The organism is Flavobacterium sp. MR2016-29 (assembly GCF_015350695.1).
GTDB lineage: Bacteria > Bacteroidota > Bacteroidia > Flavobacteriales > Flavobacteriaceae > Flavobacterium.
On the sequence record NZ_JADKPU010000011.1, the window covers coordinates 66,621 to 87,656 of the forward strand.

A 21,036-nucleotide genomic window follows, 5' to 3' on the forward strand; every position below is an offset into this window, starting at 1 on the left:
AATGTTAAAAATTTCTACTTTAACGTTTTTGGTATTAAACAAACGGGTATTGCATCCATTTTATGCTTGTTGCTGGTGTTTAAACGTTTATAAATTTCAAAGACAGATTTTTCTCTCCCATTAAAGTCAACCGCCGTCTTTCCTGACGCCGCCGCTTCCATCGCCCATTCAAGCTCATCATAACTTGCTCCTAATTGATCTTCATCGGTTCTATTGTCACCAAATAATCCATCTGTTGGAGCAGCTGTTAAAATTGATTGTGGAATTGTTAAAAATTCTCCTAAAGCATAAACATCAGATTTCATTAAATCAGCGATCGGACTTAAATCGACGCCGCCATCTCCATATTTAGTATAAAATCCTACACCAAAATCTTCGACCTTGTTTCCTGTTCCGGCAACTAAAAGACCATGAATTCCGGCTAAATAATATAAAGATGTCATTCGAATACGAGCGCGCGTGTTTGCTAAAGAAAGGCTCACCTTTGCTTCGTCATCAGATTTTGGTACAGATGCCTTAAATGCTTCGAAAACCGCTGTTAAATCAGTTTCTACATTCGAAACGTTCGGAAAACGTTTTTTTAATTGCTCAATATGTTCTCTTCCTCTTGAAACTTGACTTTCTGCTTGATGAATAGGCATTTCAACACATAAAACTTTTAAGCCGGTCTGTGCGCATAGTGTTGAAGTTACTGCAGAGTCAACTCCACCAGAAATTCCGATTACAAAACCATTTACTTTTGCATTGTTAGCATAATTTTTTAGCCACTCTACAATGTGGGTATTTACTTTTTCTGTTTGAATAGTACTTTTTTTAGCCATAATAGTTCAAGTTTTAAGATACAGGGATGTATATTTGCACAAATATTTTTAAGTATGTGTATTTTTTAAATTTATGCAACACAAATCTAATTAAAATAAAATGAAAATATATCGCTTTGCAGTGGTTCTGTGCTTGTTTTTTTTGTCTTGTGATCAAAAAAGCAAAGTAGAAAAAGAAGTGGAAGAAATTCCGGTTGATATTAAAGTAGAACGTTTTGATAAAGTGTTTTTTGAGACCAAACCAGAAGATTTGGCGAAAGTAAAAAGACAGTATCCTTTCTTTTTTCCGGCTGGCAATGATGACTCTGTTTGGCTAAAGAAAATGCAGGAACCAATTTGGAGAGAAGTATATGAAGAAGTGCAGAAAAAATATTCCAATATTGAGCCTGTTCGCCAAGAATTTAATTCGCTTTTTCAGCATGTAAAATATTATTTTCCTAAAACAAAAACGCCAAAAGTAATTACGGTAATTGGAGAAATGGATTACAATGCCAAAGCAATTTATGCAGACAGTCTGGTAATTGTTGCATTGGAATTGTATTTAGGAAAAGAGCATAAGTTTTATGAGTTTCCAACTTACTTAAAGCAAAATTTTGAAGAAAAACAGATTATGCCAGATGTCGTATCTAGTTTTGCTTACAGAAATATTCCTGCTTTTCCAGACAGAAATTTAGTTTCTCAAATGATTTTTGAAGGAAAACAATTGTATGCAAAAGATTTATTGCTGCCAGAATATACAGATGCTGAAAAAATAGGCTATACGCCAGAACAAATAAAATGGTGTGAAGAAAATGAAGCTTATATGTGGCGTTATTTTATCGAAAAACAAATGCTGTACAGCGATGATCCGAAATTGACAACACGATTTATGACACCGGCACCTTTTTCTAAATTTTATTTAGAAATTGATAACGATTCGCCAGGACGCATAGGAGCTTGGATTGGCTGGCAGATTGTTCGTTCTTATATGAAAAATAACAATGTTGCATTGTCAGAATTATTAAAAGTGAATGCAAAAGAAATTTTTGAAAAGTCAAAATATAAACCTAAGAAATAATGTCAGATACAATAAACTCAGAAATTAGATTCAATATAGAATTAGATGAAAACCGTGTTCCAGAAAAATTAACGTGGAGCGCTCAAGATGGCGGAGTGCAGGCAGAAGAAGCAAAAGCAATTATGCTGTCTATTTGGGACAGTAAAGCTAAAGAAACAATGCGTATTGATTTATGGACGAAAGATATGCCGGTTGATGAAATGAAAATTTTCTTTCACCAGACTTTAGTAGCAATGTCTGATACTTTTAAACGCGCAACAGACGACGAAAAAATGTCAGACACAATGAAAGATTTCTGTGATTATTTTGCAGAAAAACTAGAATTGACGAAATAAAATTTCCTTAAATTTCAATAAATAAAAATCCCAAATTCCAATTTTAAAACTCGGAATTTGGGATTTTTATTTACTATAAATTTGTTTTCTTAAAACTGACTATTATTTTTAAAAACCTCCTGATTTACTTCGTCAATGTAAGCTAAAAGCTCTTCTTTTCCAGTCGATTCTGTAGATGAGGTCACAAAATAATGGGGCATTTCTTCCCAGTTATTTGCAAACATTTGTTTTTTGTATGCTGCAACGTGAGAATCAACTTTTACTTTGCTGATTTTATCTGCTTTCGTAAAAATAATACAAAACGGAATTTCGCTTTCTCCCATGTATGACATAAATTCAATATCAATATTTTGAGCTTCGTGGCGAATATCAATTAAAACAAAAGCGCAAACTAATTGTTCTCTGGTTTCAAAATAATCAGTAATAAATTGCTGAAAAACTGATTTTGTTTTTTTGGATACTTTGGCGTAACCGTAACCCGGCAAATCGACTAGAAACCAATTGTTGTTAATCTTAAAATGATTAATTAATTGTGTTTTTCCTGGTCTTCCTGAAGTTTTTGCTAAATTTTTATGATTGGTAAGCATATTGATCAAAGATGACTTACCTACGTTTGATCTTCCGATAAAGGCATATTCTGGCAAAAATTCCTGAGGGCATTTTGCAACTTCAGAATTGCTGACAATAAATTCGGCGGTTGTAATTTTCATGTTTTTGGGTTTTTAAAACCTCCTAAAGTCGAGAGATAGATGCTATAAATTCTTTTTAACGAGCCATTCTTCAAGAATATTATTAAATTCCTGAGGATGTTCCATCATAGCAGCGTGTCCACATTTGTCTATCCAATACAAAGTTGAATTAGGCAATAATTTATCAAATTCTTCGGCAACATTTGGTGGTGTTACAGCATCGTTTTTACCCCAAATAATACAGGTTTCCACTGTCATTTTTGGTAAATCTTTTGCCATATTATGACGAATTGCACTTTTTGCAATCGTTAATGTTTTAATCAATTTTATGCGGTCATTAACTGTTGCGTAAACTTCATCAATAAGTTCTGGAGTAGCAATAGCAGGATCGTAAAATACATCTTCAGCTTTCTTTCTGATGTATTCGTAATCACCTCTCTTTGGATAACTGTCGCCCATCGCACTTTCATAAAGACCAGAACTTCCTGTAATTACAAGTCCAGCTACTTTTTCTGGATATAATTTAGTGTGATAAAGTGCAATATGTCCTCCAAGGGAGTTGCCTAATAAAATAACCTGATCAAAACCTTTAAAAGTTATAAAGTCTTTAACGTACTTGGCAAAGCTTTTCACGTTAGTTTTTAAAATACTTTGAGTATAGATTGGCAAATCTGGGATTACAACTTTGTATCCTTTTGTTGGGAAATATTCCGCTACAGCATCAAAGTTACTTAGGCCTCCCATTAAGCCATGTAAAATAACGATAGGAGTTCCTTCTCCAGCTTCATAATAGCTGTATTTGCCTTCTTTTTTGTAGTGTTTGTCCATTTAATTTAATGCCAATTTCAATTTGGACAAATATAGGGTTTAATAAATAAAAATGAATTTTTGCTGCCATTTTTTAACTAGATAATTTCAGTAGAATATATAAGTGTCTAACAATCAGATTTTAGGCGTGTTTTTGGTAGTTTTCCTAAATGTTAAGAAACTGACATAATAGTTACTTTTTTAAGAAAATCAGTGCGTATTTTTTTTGAATGATTACTGTTATTGGGAATTCACTAATGATTAGCTAAGGTATTGATTGTCCATAAATTAAGCGTAGTGGTAGAAAAGTGGTTAAACTTATTAACAAAGTGGTATTTTGTGGTAAAATGTGGTATTTTTTTTTATATTTTTGTCCTATAACATATTAATTGATTTTTCTTGAACACAATTGTCGGAACATATGAGTGTAAAGTCGATGCTAAAGGAAGGCTAATGATGCCTGCACCTTTAAAAAAGCAATTGGCTTCTTCTCTTCAAAACGGATTCGTTTTGAAGCGCTCTGTTTTTCAGCCGTGTTTAGAATTATATCCGATGGAAGAGTGGGACTTGATGATGCAAAAAATCAACAAGCTTAATCGTTTTGTGAAAAAGAACAATGATTTCATCAGAAGATTTACTGCTGGTGTTAAAGTGGTAGAGATTGATGCATTAGGAAGGTTGTTGGTCCCAAAAGATTTGGTAGCCTTTTCAAGTATTTCTAAAGATGTTGTTTTCTCATCTGCGGTTAATATTGTGGAAATTTGGGATAAAGATTTATATGAAAAATCAATAAGCGGCGAAGATATGGATTTTGCAGATTTAGCCGAAGAAGTAATGGGAAATATTAATGACGACGACAATGGAATATCATAATCCGGTTTTGCTTCATCCTACAGTTGATGGTTTAAATATTAAGCCTGATGGAATATATGTAGACGTGACGTTTGGAGGCGGTGGGCATTCAAAAGAAATTTTGAGAAGATTAGGGCCAAACGGAAAATTATTTGCTTTTGATCAAGACGAAGATGCACTTGCAAATGCATTGCCAGATGAAAGGTTTACTTTGATAAATGAGAATTTCAGATTTATAAAAAGGTTCTTGCGTTTTCATGGTGTAAAAAGTGTTGACGGAATTTTAGCTGATTTGGGAGTTTCATCACATCAGTTTGATGTTCCGGAAAGAGGTTTCTCTACCAGATTCGATGCCGAACTGGATATGCGGATGAGTCAGAAAAATGATTTGAATGCTTATCGAGTGGTTAACGAATATGAAGAACAGGATTTACGTCGTGTTTTTTTTGATTATGGAGAGTTGAAGAATGCGCCAGTTCTTGCAAGAACAATTGTAGAGGCTAGAGAATATCAGCCAATTAAAACTACAGATGAATTGAAAGAAGTTTTAGCAAAATATTTACCTGAAAGAGTTCGAAATAAAATATTGGCTCAAATTTATCAGGCGATTCGAATCGAGGTAAATCAAGAAATGGATGTTTTGAAGGAATTTATTGAGCAATCACTAGAAATTCTAAATCCGGGTGGAAGATTTTCTGTAATCTCATATCATTCTTTAGAAGACAGATTGGTAAAAAGATTTATTAAGAATGGAATGTTTGAAGGAGAACCAGAACGTGATTTCTTCGGAAATTTTTCAGTTCCTTTTAAAACAATCGGAAAATTGATTGTTCCTGATGATGCAGAGATCAAAATCAACAATCGAGCAAGAAGTGCAAAATTGAGAATTGCAGAGAAGATATAATATATAAGGTATAAAAAAATGAAAGGTGGAGTATTTGGCATATTAAAAGCAAGGTTTCTTATAAATGATGACGCTGTAAAAAATTGGCGATTCATTGTTTTTATCATTTTGCTTGCCATAATAATGATTGCCAATACACAGCGATACGAACAAAAGGTTTTTGAAATTGCAAAACTGAACAATGAAGTAAAAGAATTGCGATCTGAATTTGTAGACCGACGTTCAGAACTAATGAAGTTAAAAATGGAATCAACGATATCGGATAAAATGTTAGAAAAACAGATTTTTCCATCGACAGTTCCTCCAGTAAAAATAGAAGTTAAAAAAGAAGAAGAAAAAAGTTTCTTTAAAAGAATATGGCAGTAGACGATAAACATATATCCTACAGAATTTACCTCGTAGCAGTTTTCATCTTCGTGATGGCAATTGCTATTGTTGTTAAATTAACCAATATTCAATGGGTTGAAGGAGATTATTATAGAAAACTCGCCAAACAGCGTACAGTTAGAAATTTTGTGATTCCGGCAAATAAAGGAAATATTTATTCGGCTGATGGAAGTTTACTGGCAACATCAATTCCCAATTATGAAATTAGATTTGATGCAAAAGCGCCAAAAACAGAAACTTTCGAGAAATTCGTAAAAGCATTATCAGATTCATTGGCAACTGTTTTAAATAGACCAGGAGGTTATTATGAACAGGAATTAAGAAAGGCCAGAGCCAATAAAAACCGCTATTATTTAATTGCCCGTAATTTGAGCTATACAGAATATGTAAAAATTAAAGGTTTTCCATTATTCAATTTAGGTGCTTTTAAAGGCGGGATTATAATTGAACAAGAAACCGTTAGAAAACACCCGATAGGAAAAATTGCTGAAAGAACAATCGGTTACGATCGAATTGATCCTGCAACAGGAGTTGAAGTAGGAAAAGGAATCGAGTGGGCTTTTAAAAGTTATTTAAACGGAAAAGACGGTAAGATTTTAAAGCAAAAAATAGCAAAAGGACAATGGAAGCCAATTCGTGACGTCAACGAAGTTGATCCTCAAGATGGCTATGATGTTATTTCGACAATCGATGTTTTTATTCAAGATATAGCACATCATGCTTTATTGAAACAATTAGAAGATTATGGAGCAGATCATGGTTGTGTGGTAGTAATGGAAACAGAAACGGGGCATGTAAAAGCGATTTCGAATTTAGGAAGAGCAGAAGACGGGTCGTATTATGAAACAACAAATTACGCAATTGCTGAATCTCACGAGCCAGGATCGACTTTTAAATTGGTCGATTTAATGGCAATCTTAGATGATAAAGTAGCAGATACAAGTACGGTTTATGATAGTCATGGCGGAGAAATTAGATATTACGGAAGAGCTGTTCGTGATTCGCATAAAGGCGGTTATGGAAAAGTTTCATTAGCACGCGGATTTGAGCTTTCATCAAATACGGTAATGGTTCAGGCAGTTTACGAAAATTACAAAAGTAACCCCTCTAAGTTTGTAAATCATATTAATGCGTACGGATTAAATAAGACATTAGGATTGCATTTTAAAGGAGAAGGTAAGCCATATATTCCACAGCCTGGAGACAAACATTGGTCAGGAACTACGCTTCCATGGATGGCTTTTGGATATAATGTTTCGGTTACGCCAATGCAGACTTTAACCTTATATAATGCAGTTGCAAATAATGGTGTAATGGTAAAACCACAGTTTGTTTCAGAAATTAAAGAATGGAATAAAACGATTAAAAAATTCGATACAGAAGTAATTAATCCGAGGATTTGTTCTCCTGAGACATTAAAAAAAGTAAAAGCGGTTTTGCAAAATGTGGTAAAAAAAGGAACAGGTTCTAAGTTATATTCTAAAGATTTTTCGATGGCAGGAAAAACAGGAACAGCTATGGTGAATTATGGTAAAGCTGGAAGAGAAGGAATGTATTATGCTTCTTCTTTTGCAGGATATTTTCCAGCTGATCACCCTAAATATTCTTGTATTGTAGTGGTTCATAAGCCAAATACAGCTAATAATAATTATTATGGAGCAGACGTTGCAGGACCGGTTTTTAAAAGAATTGCTCAAAAGATTTTTACAGACGCGCCTTCAACAAATAAAATTAAAAAATTAGATTCTCGAGTGCCAAAACAAGATTCTAGTTATGATAAATATTATGCTGTTGAAGCCAATAAAAAATCAAATCAGGTTCCGGATTTAAAGGGAATGCCAGGAATGGATGCTATTGCACTACTAGAAAACTTAGGTTTAAAAGTAAAGGTCAATGGAGTGGGAAAAGTAAAAAAACAGTCTTTGCAAGCTGGACAAAGTATTAGTAAAAACACAACTATAGTATTAGAATTATCGTGAAAATACTGAAAGACATATTATATAAAGTAGCTATTGAATCTGTAACAGGTTCGACAGAAATCGATATACATAAAATTGATTTTGATTCAAGAAAAATTGAGACAAATGATGTTTTTGTAGCCATCCGCGGATCCCTTTCTGATGGACATGATTATATCGAAAAAGCAATTCAGCTTGGTGCAATTGCAATAATCTGTGATACGCTTCCAGAAAATATTGAAAAAGGAATTACCTATATAAAAGTAAAAGATACAAATACAGCTCTTGCTTTTATGGCTGCTAATTATTTCGGAAATCCATCTGAAAAATTAAAGCTTGTTGGTGTTACTGGGACAAACGGAAAAACAACAATAGCGTCATTATTATTTCAATTGTTTCAAAAAGCAGGATTTAAAGTCGGTTTATTATCAACTGTAAAAATAATGGTTGATGAAACAGAATATAAAGCCACACATACCACACCAGATTCGATTACAATAAATCATTATTTAAATGAAATGATTGAAGCTGGCGTAACACATTGTTTTATGGAAGTGAGTTCACACGGAATTCATCAAAAAAGGACTGAAGCTTTGCATTTTGTGGGCGGCATTTTTACAAATCTTTCGCACGATCATCTAGATTATCATCCAACTTTTGCAGAATATAGGGATGTAAAAAAATCGTTTTTTGATTCATTGCCAAAAACAGCTTTTGCTTTATCAAACATCGATGATAAAAATGGGACTGTAATGCTTCAAAATACGGTTGCACGAAAGTTTACATATGCTCTAAAATCATATGCTGATTTTAAAGCAACGATTTTAGAGAGCCAATTATCAGGATTATTATTAAAAGTAAATGACAATGAAGTTTGGGTAAAACTTATTGGAACTTTTAATGCTTATAATGTTTTAGCGATTTACGGAACGGCTATAGAGCTAGGAATGGATAGTCTTGAAGCGTTGCGCTTGTTGTCTGATTTAGAGAGTGTTTCGGGTCGTTTTCAATATATTGTTTCAGAAGGAAATATTACAGCAATCGTTGATTATGCACATACGCCGGACGCTTTAGATAATGTTTTAAAAACGATAGACGATATCCGTACTAAAAACGAACAATTGATTTCAGTCGTAGGTTGTGGCGGAAATAGAGATAAAACGAAAAGACCAATTATGGCGAAAATTGCTTCAGATCTTAGTGATAAAGCAATCTTAACGTCAGACAATCCTAGAAATGAAGATCCGGAAGTGATTTTAGATGAAATGGAGAAAGGAGTAGAAGCTCATAATTATAAAAAAATATTAAGAATTACAGACAGAAAGCAAGCTATAAAAACAGCTTGTCAATTGGCGCAGCCAAATGATATTATTTTAATTGCTGGTAAAGGACATGAAACGTATCAGGAAATAAATGGAGTTCGTCATCATTTTGATGATATGGAAACTGTGAAAGAAATTTTAATTCAATTAAACAAATAATCGTTAATCGGGCTTCTGTAAGGAACAAACTAACACAAATAAACCAAGATATATGCTATACTATTTATTTGAATATTTAGACAAAACATTAGATATACCGGGAACTGGAGTTTTTCAGTATATCACTTTTAGATCGGCATTAGCTTTCATGCTTTCATTGCTTTTGTCAACGATTTACGGAAAACGTATTATTAATTTTTTGCGTAAGCAGCAAGTTGGCGAAACAGTTCGTGAGTTAGGTTTGGCAGGTCAAAATGAAAAAGCAGGAACTCCAACAATGGGAGGACTTATTATCATTTTTGCTACGCTTTTGCCTGTTTTGTTATTTGCTCGTCTGCATAATATTTATATCGTATTGCTTATTGTTACTACACTTTGGATGGGAACAATTGGTTTTGTTGATGATTATATTAAAATATTCAAAAAAGATAAAGCAGGACTTAAAGGAATTTTTAAAGTTATTGGTCAAGTTGGTCTAGGGATTATAGTAGGAGCCGTTCTTTATTTTAATCCTGCAGTTACGGTAAGAACCGATACTGGAAGAACCGATGTTTTTAAAACAGCAACAGCTACGACAACAGTAGTTTTGCCGGCACCAGTTGAAGAGAAATCTACAGCAACCACAATTCCTTTTGTTAAAAACAACGAATTTGATTATGCTGAAATTTTATCTTTTTTAGGTGATGGATACGAAAAATGGGCTTGGTTAATTTTTATTCCGGTTGTTATTTTTATCATCACAGCAGTTTCTAACGGAGCTAATTTGACCGATGGAATTGACGGACTCGCTGCAGGAACCTCGGCAATATCGGTGCTCGCGCTCGGAATATTTACGTTTGTTTCAGGGAATATCATTTTCTCAAATTATCTAAACATCATGTACATACCCAATTCGGGCGAAATGACTGTTTTTATATCTGCTTTTGTTGGAGCGCTAATCGGATTTCTTTGGTACAATTCCTATCCCGCATCGGTTTTTATGGGAGATACAGGAAGTTTGACTATCGGTGGAATTATAGCAGTTTTGGCAATTGCAGTTCGTAAAGAAATACTGATCGTTTTGTTCTGCGGAATTTTCTTGGCAGAAAGTGCTTCGGTAATTATACAGGTAGCTTATTTTAAATATACAAAAAGACGTTTTGGAGAAGGAAGAAGAATTTTCTTGATGTCACCACTTCATCATCATTATCAAAAGAAAGGATATCACGAAAGTAAAATTGTAACCAGATTTTGGATTGTTGCAATCATGTTAGCCATATTATCAATTGTTACATTAAAATTAAGATAGATGAGGCTAGTAGTATTAGGAGGAGGAGAAAGCGGCGTTGGTACCGCAATTTTAGGAAAGAAACAAGGATACGATGTTTTTGTATCTGATTTTGGTAAAATAAAAGAAAGCTATAAAGAAGTTCTTATCATTAATAAAATTGCTTGGGAAGAAGAACAGCATACAGAAGACCTGATTTTAAATGCCGACGTGGTAATGAAAAGTCCCGGAATTCCAGATAAATCTCCCATAGTAAAAAAGTTAATTGACACTGGTGTAAAAGTAATTTCTGAAATAGAGTTTGCAGCGCCTTTTACAGAAGCAATGACAGTTGGAATTACTGGAAGCAACGGTAAAACAACAACAACAATGCTGACCTATCATTTACTGAAATCGGCAGGGTTGAATGTAGGACTGGGAGGAAACATAGGAAAAAGCTTTGCCTGGCAGGTAGCCGAAAATAAATATGATGCATACGTTCTTGAATTAAGCAGTTTTCAGCTAGACGGAATTATAGAGTACAGGCCAGATATTGCCATTATTACGAATATTAGTCCAGATCATTTAGACCGATATGAGTATAAATATCAAAAGTATATCGAAGCAAAGTTTCGAATTACAATGAATCAGACTGAAAGCGATTATCTTATTTACGATGCAGATGATGAGACGATTGCAGAATGGTTAAAGAACAACACAACAAAAGCAAAATTAATTCCTTTTTCATTGTCTAAAAAATTCGATGAAGGGGCTTCTATAAATAACAACAAAATGGAAATAAAGATCAACCAAGAAGAGTTTACAATGGAAACAGAATACATTGCGTTAGAAGGAAAACATAATATGAAAAACGCAATGGCAGCAAGCTCTGTAGCAAAATTGATGCAAATTAGAAATGCAACAATACGCGAAAGTTTATCAAATTTTCAAGGTGTTGAACACCGTTTAGAAAAAGTTTTAAAAATTCAGAATGTACAGTACATCAACGATTCAAAAGCAACAAATGTAAACGCTACATTCTTTGCTTTAGACAGTATGAATGTGCCTACAGTTTGGATTGTTGGAGGAGTTGATAAAGGAAATGATTACAACGAATTGATGTCATTAGTTCGAGAAAAAGTAAAAGCAATTATCTGTTTAGGAATAGACAATCATAAAATTATTGAAGCTTTTGGCAATGTAGTTGACATAATGGTTGAGGTAAACAATATGAGCGATGCTGTAAAAACAGCACAAAGATTAACAGAAAAAGGAGATGCCGTTTTATTATCTCCAGCTTGCGCAAGTTTTGACTTATTTGAAAACTACGAAGATCGTGGAAAACAATTCAAGCAAGCGGTTCATAACTTGTAGAAGAAAAGTTTAAAGTTTCAAGTTTCACGTTAGGAGGAACTTGAAACCTGAAACTTGAAACAAAAAAATAAAACCTGAAACTAAAGATTATGAAAGAGCTAGTAAATAAACTAAAAGGAGATAGAGTAATATGGTCATTCGTGGCTTTATTAGCGCTGTTTTCGTTTATGCCTGTTTTTAGCGCAAGTAGTAATTTGGCATACATTGGTCACGGAACCGGAAACACTTTGGGTTATTTAGTAAAACACTTGGCTCACATTTGCATTGGTTTCTTGATTATTTATTGGGTACACAAAGTTCCATATCATTATTTTAGAGCAATTTCAAAAATTGCATTGCCTATTGTTTGGTTTTTATTGCTTTATACATTGCTGAAGGGAACTGTAATTGCAGGAGCAAATGCGAGTCGCTGGATTCAGGTGCCGTTTATCGGAATCACATTTCAGACTTCGACTTTGGCTTCTATTGTTTTGTTCATATTTGTGGCGCGTTATTTGTCTAAAACCAAAGAAGAAAATGAACCTTTTCAAGCTTCATTAATTCAGCTTTGGCTTCCGGTTTTTATCACACTAGCGCTTATTTTACCAGCGAACTTTTCAACAACAGCGTTGATTTTTTCAATGGTAATTATGCTGACATTTATTGGTAAATATCCATTAAAATATATTGGTTTTATTATTGGTTCAGGAATCGCAATGCTGGCATTCTTTTTATTAGTTGCCAAAGCTTTTCCAGATTCGAGATTCTTTAGCAGGGTAGGAACATGGGGAAGCCGTATAGAAAATTTCACCACAGATAAACCTGATGAAGATGATTATCAAATTGAAAAAGCAAAAATTGCAATTGCATCTGGAAGATTAGGGGGTTTAGGACCAGGAAAAAGTGTTCAGAAAAACTTTTTGCCACAATCTTCCTCTGATTTTATTTATGCAATTATAGTTGAAGAATACGGTTTAGTTGGAGGAGTTTCGATATTGCTTTTGTATTTGTTATTGCTTTTCCGGTTTGTAATCGCATCGCATAAAGCAAATACGCTATTTGGAAAATTAGTCGTCGTCGGGCTCGGGTTTCCGATGATATTTCAGGCGATGATCAATATGGCGGTAGCAGTCGAATTATTGCCGGTAACAGGACAAACACTGCCGCTGATAAGTAGTGGAGGTAGTTCGATCTGGATGACTTGTTTCTCTCTCGGAATTATCATAAGTGTAACCAAAAAAGAAGAAGAAGTTGCTGAAGAAAGAGAAGAAAAAGAAAGGCGAAAAGAAGCACTTCAAAGATTAATTGATAAAGAATTAGCAGAAGAAGATTTACCTGCTAATGAAATATATGAAGAAGAAGGAATGATGTATTCAATCGAGGATAATTCTAGAAATCCGATGAATGCAGTATTAAATAAATAAAATAAAAGAGCAGTTTTTAAAAACGCTATAACTTTTAAAAATATGACAAATTATAAATTCATACTAAGCGGTGGCGGAACAGGAGGGCATATTTATCCTGCGATTGCCATTGCTAATGAATTAAAGTTACAATTTCCTGATGCTGATTTTCTTTTTGTAGGCGCCCAAGATAAAATGGAAATGCAAAAAGTGCCTCAGGCAGGTTACGAAATAAAAGGACTTTGGATTGCAGGTCTGCAGCGTAAGTTAACATTGCAAAATTTGATGTTTCCTTTAAAATTGGCAACAAGTTTGCTTGAATCAAGAAGAATCATAAGACAATTTAAGCCAAATGTAGTTATCGGAACTGGTGGCTTTGCCAGCGGACCTTTATTGCAGGCAGCGGGATTATTTGGAATTCCAACTGTAATTCAAGAACAGAATTCGTTTCCTGGAATTACGAATAAGTTACTGAGCAAAAAAGCAAATGCAATTTGTGTGGCTTATGGCAATTTAGAGCGATTTTTTCCTAAAGAAAAAATAGTGGTTACCGGAAATCCGGTTCGCCAGGATTTAATTGATATTGACAGCAAACGCGATGAAGCAATTGCTTTTTACGGATTAGATCCGAATAAAAAAACATTATTGGTTTTAGGAGGCAGTTTAGGTGCTAGAAGAATCAATCAATTAATAGAAAAAGAATTGCATAATTTTCTTTCGCAGGACGTTCAGATAATCTGGCAATGTGGGAAATTATATTTTGAGGATTATAAAAAACATGCTCAGCAAAACGTCAGAGTGGTTGATTTTATTGAAAGAATGGATTTTGTTTACGCAGCTGCAGATGTAATTATATCACGTGCTGGTGCCTCATCGGTTTCGGAATTGTGTATTGTTGGAAAACCAGTAATTTTTATTCCGTCGCCAAATGTAGCTGAAGATCACCAGACAAAAAATGCGCAGGCGATTGTAGATGCAAAAGGTGCTATTTTATTAAAAGAATCAGAATTGGAGAGTCAGTTTAGTATCGTTTTCGAAGCTTTGCTGAAAGATGATGGAAAGCAAAAACAGCTTAGTGCTAACATTAAAAAACTGGCAATGCCAAATGCGACTAAAGTTATTGTAGAAGAGATTAAAAAGTTGTTATAATGTAACTTTTAAAGAAAATTATACAACATCAAGAAAATAGATGAATGCTATTTTAGGCATTTTTGATATGTTAAAACTGTACAAATACAAAGGCTTAATTGTTAGTTTATTACAAAATAAATAAGCGAAAAAGTTAAAGGATTAAAAAACAATTAAAAAATAAAAAGTCATTAAGTTAAAGGCTTATAATCTAAAACTTAGTGCTTAAAGCAAAAAATAAAATGAATTTAAATCAAATACAAAACGTTTATTTTATTGGCATTGGAGGCATCGGAATGAGTGCTCTGGCCCGTTATTTTAAAAATATAGGGAAACAGGTTTCAGGTTACGATAAAACGCCGTCTATGCTAACGAATGAATTGATTGAAAGCGGTATAGATATTCATTTTGAAGATAATATAAGTTTAATTCCGTCTAATTACTATTCAGAGAATACGTTAGTAATTATAACTCCTGCAGTGCCTAAAACACACTCTGAGTGGAATTATTTTTTAGAAAGAGAATATCAGGTTAAAAAACGTGCTGAAGTTTTAGGGATTATCACTAAAGACACTTTTAGTTTTGCTGTTGCAGGAACGCACGGAAAAACAACAACCTCAAGTATTTTAGGTCATATTTTATATGAAAGCGGTGCAGATGTTACTGCATTTGTAGGCGGAATTGTAGAAAACTATAATTCTAACTTAATTGGAAGTGGAAAAACGGTAACCGTAGTGGAAGCTGATGAATTTGATCGCTCGTTTTTGCATTTGCATCCAAATATTGCCTGTATCACGTCTATGGATGCCGATCATTTGGATATTTACGGAACAAGTGAAGCAATTGAAGCTTCTTTTGTAGAATTTGCCTCAAAAGTAGAAGATAAAAATAATCTGTTTATAACAAAAGAATTGCCTCTGGAAGGTGTACAATGTGCTATAAATGAAGATGCTGTATATAAGGCATTCAATGTTCGAATTGAAAATGGAAGTTATGTTTTTGATGTGCAGACGCCAACAGAAATTATGAAAGATTTGCATTTTGGATTGCCTGGCAAACACAATTTAATGAATGGATTAATGGCTATTGCGATGGCGAAAACTTTCGGCACCCCGACCATGTCTATTGCAAAAGCCATTGCTTCATTCAGCGGAATCAGAAGACGTTTTTCATATCAGATTAAATCAGATAAGTTAGTTTATATAGATGATTATGCACATCATCCGACGGAGATAAATGCAGTACATCAGGCAGTTAGAGAATTGTATCCAGGAAAAAAAGTATTAGCGGTTTTTCAGCCTCATTTATTTAGCAGGACAAGAGATTTCGCTGATGGATTTGCAGAAAGTTTATCTCAATTTGATGAAGTATTGCTAATGGATATTTATCCAGCACGAGAATTGCCGATGGAAGGGATCACATCAGAATGGCTGTTGGGAAAAATGACAAATTCGAACAAAAAAATTGTTGCAAAAGAAGATTTATTAGTGGCGATCAAAGCCAGTGATGCGCCAATAATTGTAACAATAGGAGCTGGTGACGTTGGCGAAATGGTTCCATCAATCAAAAAAATGCTAAATGAAAATATTTAACTGGACAAATATTCGATTAGTGCTCATTTTTGGGCTTGTACTTTTTTTGTATTCGTTTGCGCAACACCGAAACGGAGATAGAAAATTAAAAAAATCTATGGTTGTTTTTGTAGGAGAAAATACGCTTTTTGTGAAGCCCGAAACGGTTAATAAATTGTTGATAGAAAATAAAAGAGACGCTTCCAGTATCCGAAAAGATGAGTTAGATTTGAAAAAGATAGAAAAATCCCTTGATACGCAAGACATGATTGAAAAGTCAGACGTTTTTGTAAGTATTGATGGAGTTCTAAAAGCGAGAGTAAAACAGAAGACACCAATAGCGAGAGTTTATGATGGTGATCGCTCTTTTTATATTGACTATGAAGGTAATAAAATGCCATTGTCAGATAATTTTACTGCTCGAGTTCCTCTTGTTTCGGGGTCAATAAATGAAAAAAATAACGAAGATTTAGCTGCTCTATTTCGCACAATTTACGACGATGCGTTTTTGAAAAAAAACATCATTGCGATTCAAATTATGCCTAATGGCAGCCTAAAAATGTTTAATAGAAATTATAATTACTTCATCGATTTTGGCAGAACGATGAATGTTGATAAGAAATTTAATAACTATAAAGCTTTTTTTCAAAAAGCAGTTTTAGATAGTTCGTTATACAAATACAATAAAATTGACCTTAGGTTTACGGAACAAGTAGTTTGCACAAAATAATAGAAAATGGAAAAAGATAACATTGCAGTAGGTCTAGATATTGGAACAACCAAAATAGTTGCCATGATAGGCAAGAAAAATGAGTATGGTAAACTGGAAATTTTGGGTATTGGAAAATCCAAAAGTTTGGGTGTGGCGAGAGGCGTTGTAAACAACATTACGCAAACAATTCAATCGATTCAACAAGCGATCCTTGAAGCAGAAAATAATTCCGGTTATAAAATTAAAGATGTTGTTGTAGGTATTGCAGGACAGCACATCAGAAGTATACAGCATACAGATTACATCAGCCGAAGCAATCCGGAAGAAGTAATTGGCGAAAAAGATATTCAGCTTTTGATTGACCAGGTTAATAAACTAGCCATGTTGCCAGGAGAAGAAATTATTCACGTTTTGCCACAAGAGTTTAAAATTGACGGGCAGTCTGAAATTAAAGAGCCTATCGGAATGTACGGCGGAAGATTAGAGTCTAGTTTTCACGTAGTAGTGGGGCAGGCTTCTTCGATCAGAAATGTTGGAAGATGTATTCAGAGTTCAGGAATCGAATTGTCAGGATTGACATTAGAACCTTTAGCGTCTGCAGATGCCGTTTTAAGTCAAGAAGAAAAAGAAGCAGGTGTAGCCCTAATTGATATTGGTGGAGGAACAACTGATTTGGCCATTTTTAAAGATGGAATCATTCGTCATACAGCAGTTATTCCTTTTGGAGGAAATGTAATTACAGATGATATCAAGGAAGGCTGTTCGATTATCGAAAAACAAGCAGAGCTTTTAAAAATAAAATTCGGATCAGCTTGGCCAGGAGAAAATAAGGACAACGAAATTGTTTCTATTCCAGGTTTGAGAGGCAGAGAGCCAAAAGAAATTTCGCTTAAAAACTTATCTAAAATTATTCATGCCCGTGTGGTAGAAATTATAGAGCAGGTTTTTGCAGAAATCAAAGCTTACGGTCACGAAGATCCCCGCAAAAAATTAATTGCAGGAATTGTTCTTACTGGCGGAGGTGCTCAACTGAAACATATTAAGCAATTAGTAGAGTACATTACAGGTATGGATACCAGAATTGGATATCCAAATGAACATTTAGCAGGAAACTCTAGCGAAGAAATCTCTAGTCCGTTATTTGCAACAGCAGTTGGTTTAGTAATGAACAGCATCGAAAATAGTACGCAAAGTGCTATTAGAATGGAAGTTGTAAATGAACAGCCGAAAGTGGTTTATAGAAATGTGCCGCCACCTGTGCAACAGCAATACGAAGTAGAAGAAAACTACGTTGAAAGAGTAGAAACTATTGACGAGCCAAGAGATGTTAGAAATAATATGGCTCAAGAAGAATCTACAGAAACAAAAATCAGGAGATCATTTTTTGATAGATATGTCGATAAAATCAAAGATTTTTTAGACAACGCAGAATAAAGTAATAAAGAGAAAAGGATTACTTTTTTGGCCCCAAGTCAGGAAGTAAAAAATGTATTAAATAAGAATTTCAAAAACCAAAAAGATGATGAGCAACTCAGAATTTGGAAGTATTTCATTTGATTTACCAAAAAACCAATCAAATGTAATAAAAGTAATAGGTGTAGGTGGAGGTGGTAGTAATGCTATCAACCATATGTTTAAGCAAGGTATTAAAGGCGTAGATTTTATCGTTTGTAATACTGACTCACAGGCACTTCAAAATAGTTCAGTACCTAACAAAATTCAGTTAGGAGTTAATTTAACAGAAGGTCTTGGAGCAGGAGCAAATCCTGATGTAGGACAACAGTCTGCTATTGAGAGCATCGCTGATATCGAAAAAATGTTAGACCGTGGTACTAAGATGGTATTTATTACCGCTGGTATGGGTGGTGGAACAGGTACTGGTGCAGCTCCAGTAATAGCACAATTAGCAAAAGAAAGAGAAATCTTGACTGTTGGTATTGTGACTATTCCTTTTCAGTTTGAAGGGAAAGTTCGTCAAGAGCAGGCACTTTTAGGAATTGAGAAATTGCGCAAGCAAGTAGATTCGCTAATTGTAATTAATAATAATAAATTAAGAGAAGTATACGGAAATCTTGGTTTCAAAGCAGGATTCTCAAAAGCGGATGAAGTTTTAGCAACTGCCTCTAGAGGTATTGCTGAAGTAATTACGCATCACTATACTCAAAATATCGATTTACGTGACGCTAAAACTGTTCTTTCGAATAGTGGAACAGCGATCATGGGATCTTCTGTTGCATCGGGCGAAAATAGAGCAAAAGATGCTATTATTTCAGCATTGGATTCTCCGTTGTTAAACGATAACAAAATTACAGGAGCCAAAAACGTATTGTTGCTTATCGTTTCTGGATCAAACGAAATTACTTTGGATGAGATTGGAGAAATCAACGATCACATTCAGGCAGAAGCAGGTTACAATGCTAATATTATCATGGGAGTTGGTGAAGACGAAACTCTTGGAGAAGCTATTGCCGTAACTATCATTGCTACTGGTTTTGATGTTGAACAACAAAATGAAATCGTAAATACTGAACCTAAAAAAATAATTCATACGTTAGAAGATGAGCAAAGAAGTGTTCATAATTTGACGAATAAATCGCTCGCGTCTTTTGATTTAAATCCTGAAACACCTACTGCGAAATCAGAAGAGAAAATTGTTTTTGATTTAATGGAAGAGACATTTGCTGATACGGTTGCTCCCGTAGTGCCAACACCTGTTGCTCCAGTTGCAGTTGCTCCATCTATAAATCAGGAAGAATTGGTTGTAATGTCTGAGTTTATCAAAAATCTTGATGTTACTTTTGAAATCGTTTCGCCAATTACAGATATCGATTTTACAATTTCAGCTCCAGAAGTTCCAGCATTTCAAGAAGCTAAACCTGTTCAGAGAACTTTTGAAAGAGAAGAGCAAACAACGTTCTCATTTGATTTGCCTCTTTTTAGATCAGAGCCAGAAGTAAAGAAAGAGCCAGTTGTTGAAGACAATAAAATTTTATTCGAATTGACAAATGAAACTCGTAATATCAAAGTAAATGATCCAGTACAATTTGTACCGGTAACGGAACTTTCTGATAAAGGAGTTATCAAATATTCTTTAGAAGAGTATATGGAAGTTGAGAATGAATTAGTGACTTCAAAACCAGTTGAAAAAGTAGAAGATGTAGTTCCTGCAGAACTAAATATCACTATGAAACCAAGAGTTGACTTTGCAAGTGAAGCGGATTATTCGACTACTGCAAATGTTTCTCCAATGGAACTGACAATCGAAGAAACTTTACGCTTAAGAGCTGAAGAAAGAAGAAAGAAACTAAAAGAGTTTAATTATAAATTCCATAATAATGTTTCTAGAATTGACGAGCTTGAAAAAGAGCCAGCTTACAAAAGATTAGGTATCGATTTGTCTAATTCACAGTCAAATAATACTAATTCTAGAATCTCAGTTGGAACAGACAGTAACAACGATTTGCAATTGCGTTCAAACAATTCATTTTTGCATGACAATGTAGATTAATTTTACAATCATAATAAATAATATAGCCCGAAAATTGGATTTAATTTTCGGGTTATTTTTTTTATCTTCGCACAGAATTTAAAATTTGACTTCTTTAATAGACTTTTAAAGTTAATCTTGTGGTCAGTTCGAGTCAAGTCGAGAAAATTTTTCAATCCTAATATCAATTTATAAGCATCAGCTTATTCAAATAAAATTAAAAAATGAGTTTACAAACACTAATCATGGACGAGATTAAAACCGCCATGAGAGCAAAAGATACAGTAGCATTAGAAGCATTAAGAGCAATTAAATCTGAAATGTTATTAGCTGCAACAGCTTCGGGTTCTAAAGAAGAATTAACAGAAGATGATGAAGTAAAATTACTTCAGAGATTGGTTAAAACTCGTAAAGAAAGTGCTAGAATTTTTACAGAACAAAACCGTCCAGATTTAGCCGAACCAGAATTGGCTCAAGTTGCCGTAATCGAAAAATTCTTGCCAGCTCAATTAAGTGAAGAAGAAGTAGAAGCGGTAGTAGCAAAAATCATTGCTGAAACTGGAGCTTCAGGAATTGCTTCAATGGGAAAAGTTATGGGATTAGCATCTGCACAATTAGGCGGAACTGCTGAAGGAAAAACTATTTCTGCAATCGTAAAGAAATTATTGGTTTAAAAATGTTTAGATTTTAGAGTTCAGATTTTAGATTGAATCTGAATTCTAAAATCATAAATCTACAATAAAAAAAATGACCGCGTAGTTCAACTGGATAGAATATCAGATTTCGGCTCTGAGGGTTGGGGGTTCGAACCCCTCCGCGGTCACTTTAAATTTTAAAAGCCTGAG

19 protein-coding genes and 1 tRNA gene are annotated in these 21,036 nt (G+C 34.1%); 17 read left to right on the plus strand and 3 right to left on the minus strand.

Annotation, left to right across the window (positions count from 1 at the left end):
• Positions 1 to 14 precede the first annotated feature (14 nt).
• Complete coding sequence (gene nadE, locus IR010_RS18850; RefSeq protein WP_194570492.1) at positions 15 to 821, minus strand: NAD(+) synthase; 807 nt, start codon at positions 819 to 821, stop codon at positions 15 to 17.
• A gap of 100 nt (positions 822 to 921) precedes the next feature.
• Here nadE and gldB point away from each other — a divergent pair, with 100 nt between their 5' ends.
• Positions 922 to 1,878, plus strand: a complete 957-nt coding sequence (gldB, locus tag IR010_RS18855) for a gliding motility lipoprotein GldB (RefSeq protein WP_029273282.1) — start codon at positions 922 to 924, stop codon at positions 1,876 to 1,878.
• Complete coding sequence (gldC, locus tag IR010_RS18860; protein ID WP_029273283.1) at positions 1,878 to 2,213, plus strand: gliding motility protein GldC; 336 nt, start codon at positions 1,878 to 1,880, stop codon at positions 2,211 to 2,213. The genes gldB and gldC overlap by 1 nt, the downstream gene beginning before the upstream one ends.
• Positions 2,214 to 2,302: 89 nt before the next feature.
• On the opposite strand, the gene yihA is transcribed toward gldC, so the two are convergent.
• Both yihA and IR010_RS18870 read right to left on the minus strand, forming a co-directional pair.
• On the minus strand, positions 2,303 to 2,923 hold the full coding sequence (gene yihA, locus IR010_RS18865; RefSeq protein ID WP_029273284.1) for a ribosome biogenesis GTP-binding protein YihA/YsxC: 621 nt from the start codon (positions 2,921 to 2,923) through the stop codon (positions 2,303 to 2,305).
• A gap of 42 nt (positions 2,924 to 2,965) precedes the next feature.
• A complete protein-coding gene (locus IR010_RS18870; protein WP_029273285.1) occupies positions 2,966 to 3,730 on the minus strand; it encodes an alpha/beta fold hydrolase in 765 nt (254 codons plus the stop codon).
• Between the two features lie 378 nt (positions 3,731 to 4,108).
• Between IR010_RS18870 and IR010_RS18875 the strand changes: the two genes are divergently transcribed.
• From IR010_RS18875 to IR010_RS18945, 15 genes are all read left to right on the plus strand, one after another.
• A complete protein-coding gene (locus IR010_RS18875) occupies positions 4,109 to 4,582 on the plus strand; it encodes a division/cell wall cluster transcriptional repressor MraZ (protein ID WP_029273286.1) in 474 nt (157 codons plus the stop codon).
• A complete protein-coding gene (gene rsmH / locus IR010_RS18880; protein ID WP_194605928.1) occupies positions 4,557 to 5,465 on the plus strand; it encodes a 16S rRNA (cytosine(1402)-N(4))-methyltransferase RsmH in 909 nt (302 codons plus the stop codon). The genes IR010_RS18875 and rsmH overlap by 26 nt, the downstream gene beginning before the upstream one ends.
• An 18-nt stretch (positions 5,466 to 5,483) precedes the next feature.
• Positions 5,484 to 5,831, plus strand: a complete 348-nt coding sequence (locus IR010_RS18885) for an FtsL-like putative cell division protein (RefSeq protein ID WP_029273288.1) — start codon at positions 5,484 to 5,486, stop codon at positions 5,829 to 5,831.
• Positions 5,822 to 7,831, plus strand: coding sequence for a penicillin-binding protein (locus IR010_RS18890; RefSeq protein ID WP_194605930.1), 2,010 nt, complete (start codon positions 5,822 to 5,824; stop codon positions 7,829 to 7,831). The genes IR010_RS18885 and IR010_RS18890 overlap by 10 nt, the downstream gene beginning before the upstream one ends.
• Positions 7,828 to 9,291, plus strand: a complete 1,464-nt coding sequence (locus tag IR010_RS18895) for a UDP-N-acetylmuramoyl-L-alanyl-D-glutamate--2,6-diaminopimelate ligase (RefSeq protein WP_029273290.1) — start codon at positions 7,828 to 7,830, stop codon at positions 9,289 to 9,291. The genes IR010_RS18890 and IR010_RS18895 overlap by 4 nt, the downstream gene beginning before the upstream one ends.
• A 52-nt stretch (positions 9,292 to 9,343) precedes the next feature.
• On the plus strand, positions 9,344 to 10,579 hold the full coding sequence (gene mraY, locus IR010_RS18900; RefSeq protein WP_194570488.1) for a phospho-N-acetylmuramoyl-pentapeptide-transferase: 1,236 nt from the start codon (positions 9,344 to 9,346) through the stop codon (positions 10,577 to 10,579).
• Positions 10,580 to 11,911, plus strand: coding sequence for a UDP-N-acetylmuramoyl-L-alanine--D-glutamate ligase (murD, locus tag IR010_RS18905; protein ID WP_029273292.1), 1,332 nt, complete (start codon positions 10,580 to 10,582; stop codon positions 11,909 to 11,911). It abuts the gene before it with no gap.
• 89 nt (positions 11,912 to 12,000) lie between these two features.
• Positions 12,001 to 13,314 carry an FtsW/RodA/SpoVE family cell cycle protein gene (locus tag IR010_RS18910; protein WP_029273293.1) on the plus strand — a complete coding sequence of 438 codons (1,314 nt, stop codon included), beginning with the start codon at positions 12,001 to 12,003 and terminating at the stop codon, positions 13,312 to 13,314.
• Between the two features lie 42 nt (positions 13,315 to 13,356).
• Positions 13,357 to 14,442, plus strand: a complete 1,086-nt coding sequence (gene murG / locus IR010_RS18915; RefSeq protein ID WP_029273294.1) for an undecaprenyldiphospho-muramoylpentapeptide beta-N-acetylglucosaminyltransferase — start codon at positions 13,357 to 13,359, stop codon at positions 14,440 to 14,442.
• A 221-nt stretch (positions 14,443 to 14,663) separates the two neighbouring features.
• Positions 14,664 to 16,013: a UDP-N-acetylmuramate--L-alanine ligase gene (murC, locus tag IR010_RS18920; protein WP_194570487.1), complete on the plus strand. Its 1,350-nt coding sequence runs from the start codon at positions 14,664 to 14,666 to the stop codon at positions 16,011 to 16,013.
• Positions 16,000 to 16,722 carry a cell division protein FtsQ/DivIB gene (locus IR010_RS18925; RefSeq protein WP_194605931.1) on the plus strand — a complete coding sequence of 241 codons (723 nt, stop codon included), beginning with the start codon at positions 16,000 to 16,002 and terminating at the stop codon, positions 16,720 to 16,722. The genes murC and IR010_RS18925 overlap by 14 nt, the downstream gene beginning before the upstream one ends.
• A 6-nt stretch (positions 16,723 to 16,728) precedes the next feature.
• Positions 16,729 to 18,138: a cell division protein FtsA gene (gene ftsA, locus IR010_RS18930; RefSeq protein ID WP_194605933.1), complete on the plus strand. Its 1,410-nt coding sequence runs from the start codon at positions 16,729 to 16,731 to the stop codon at positions 18,136 to 18,138.
• 85 nt (positions 18,139 to 18,223) lie between these two features.
• A complete protein-coding gene (gene ftsZ, locus IR010_RS18935; RefSeq protein WP_194605935.1) occupies positions 18,224 to 20,212 on the plus strand; it encodes a cell division protein FtsZ in 1,989 nt (662 codons plus the stop codon).
• 203 nt (positions 20,213 to 20,415) lie between these two features.
• Positions 20,416 to 20,865 carry a GatB/YqeY domain-containing protein gene (locus IR010_RS18940; RefSeq protein ID WP_074659845.1) on the plus strand — a complete coding sequence of 150 codons (450 nt, stop codon included), beginning with the start codon at positions 20,416 to 20,418 and terminating at the stop codon, positions 20,863 to 20,865.
• A gap of 75 nt (positions 20,866 to 20,940) precedes the next feature.
• Positions 20,941 to 21,014 (plus strand) — tRNA-Arg (locus tag IR010_RS18945).
• Positions 21,015 to 21,036: the final 22 nt, after the last annotated feature.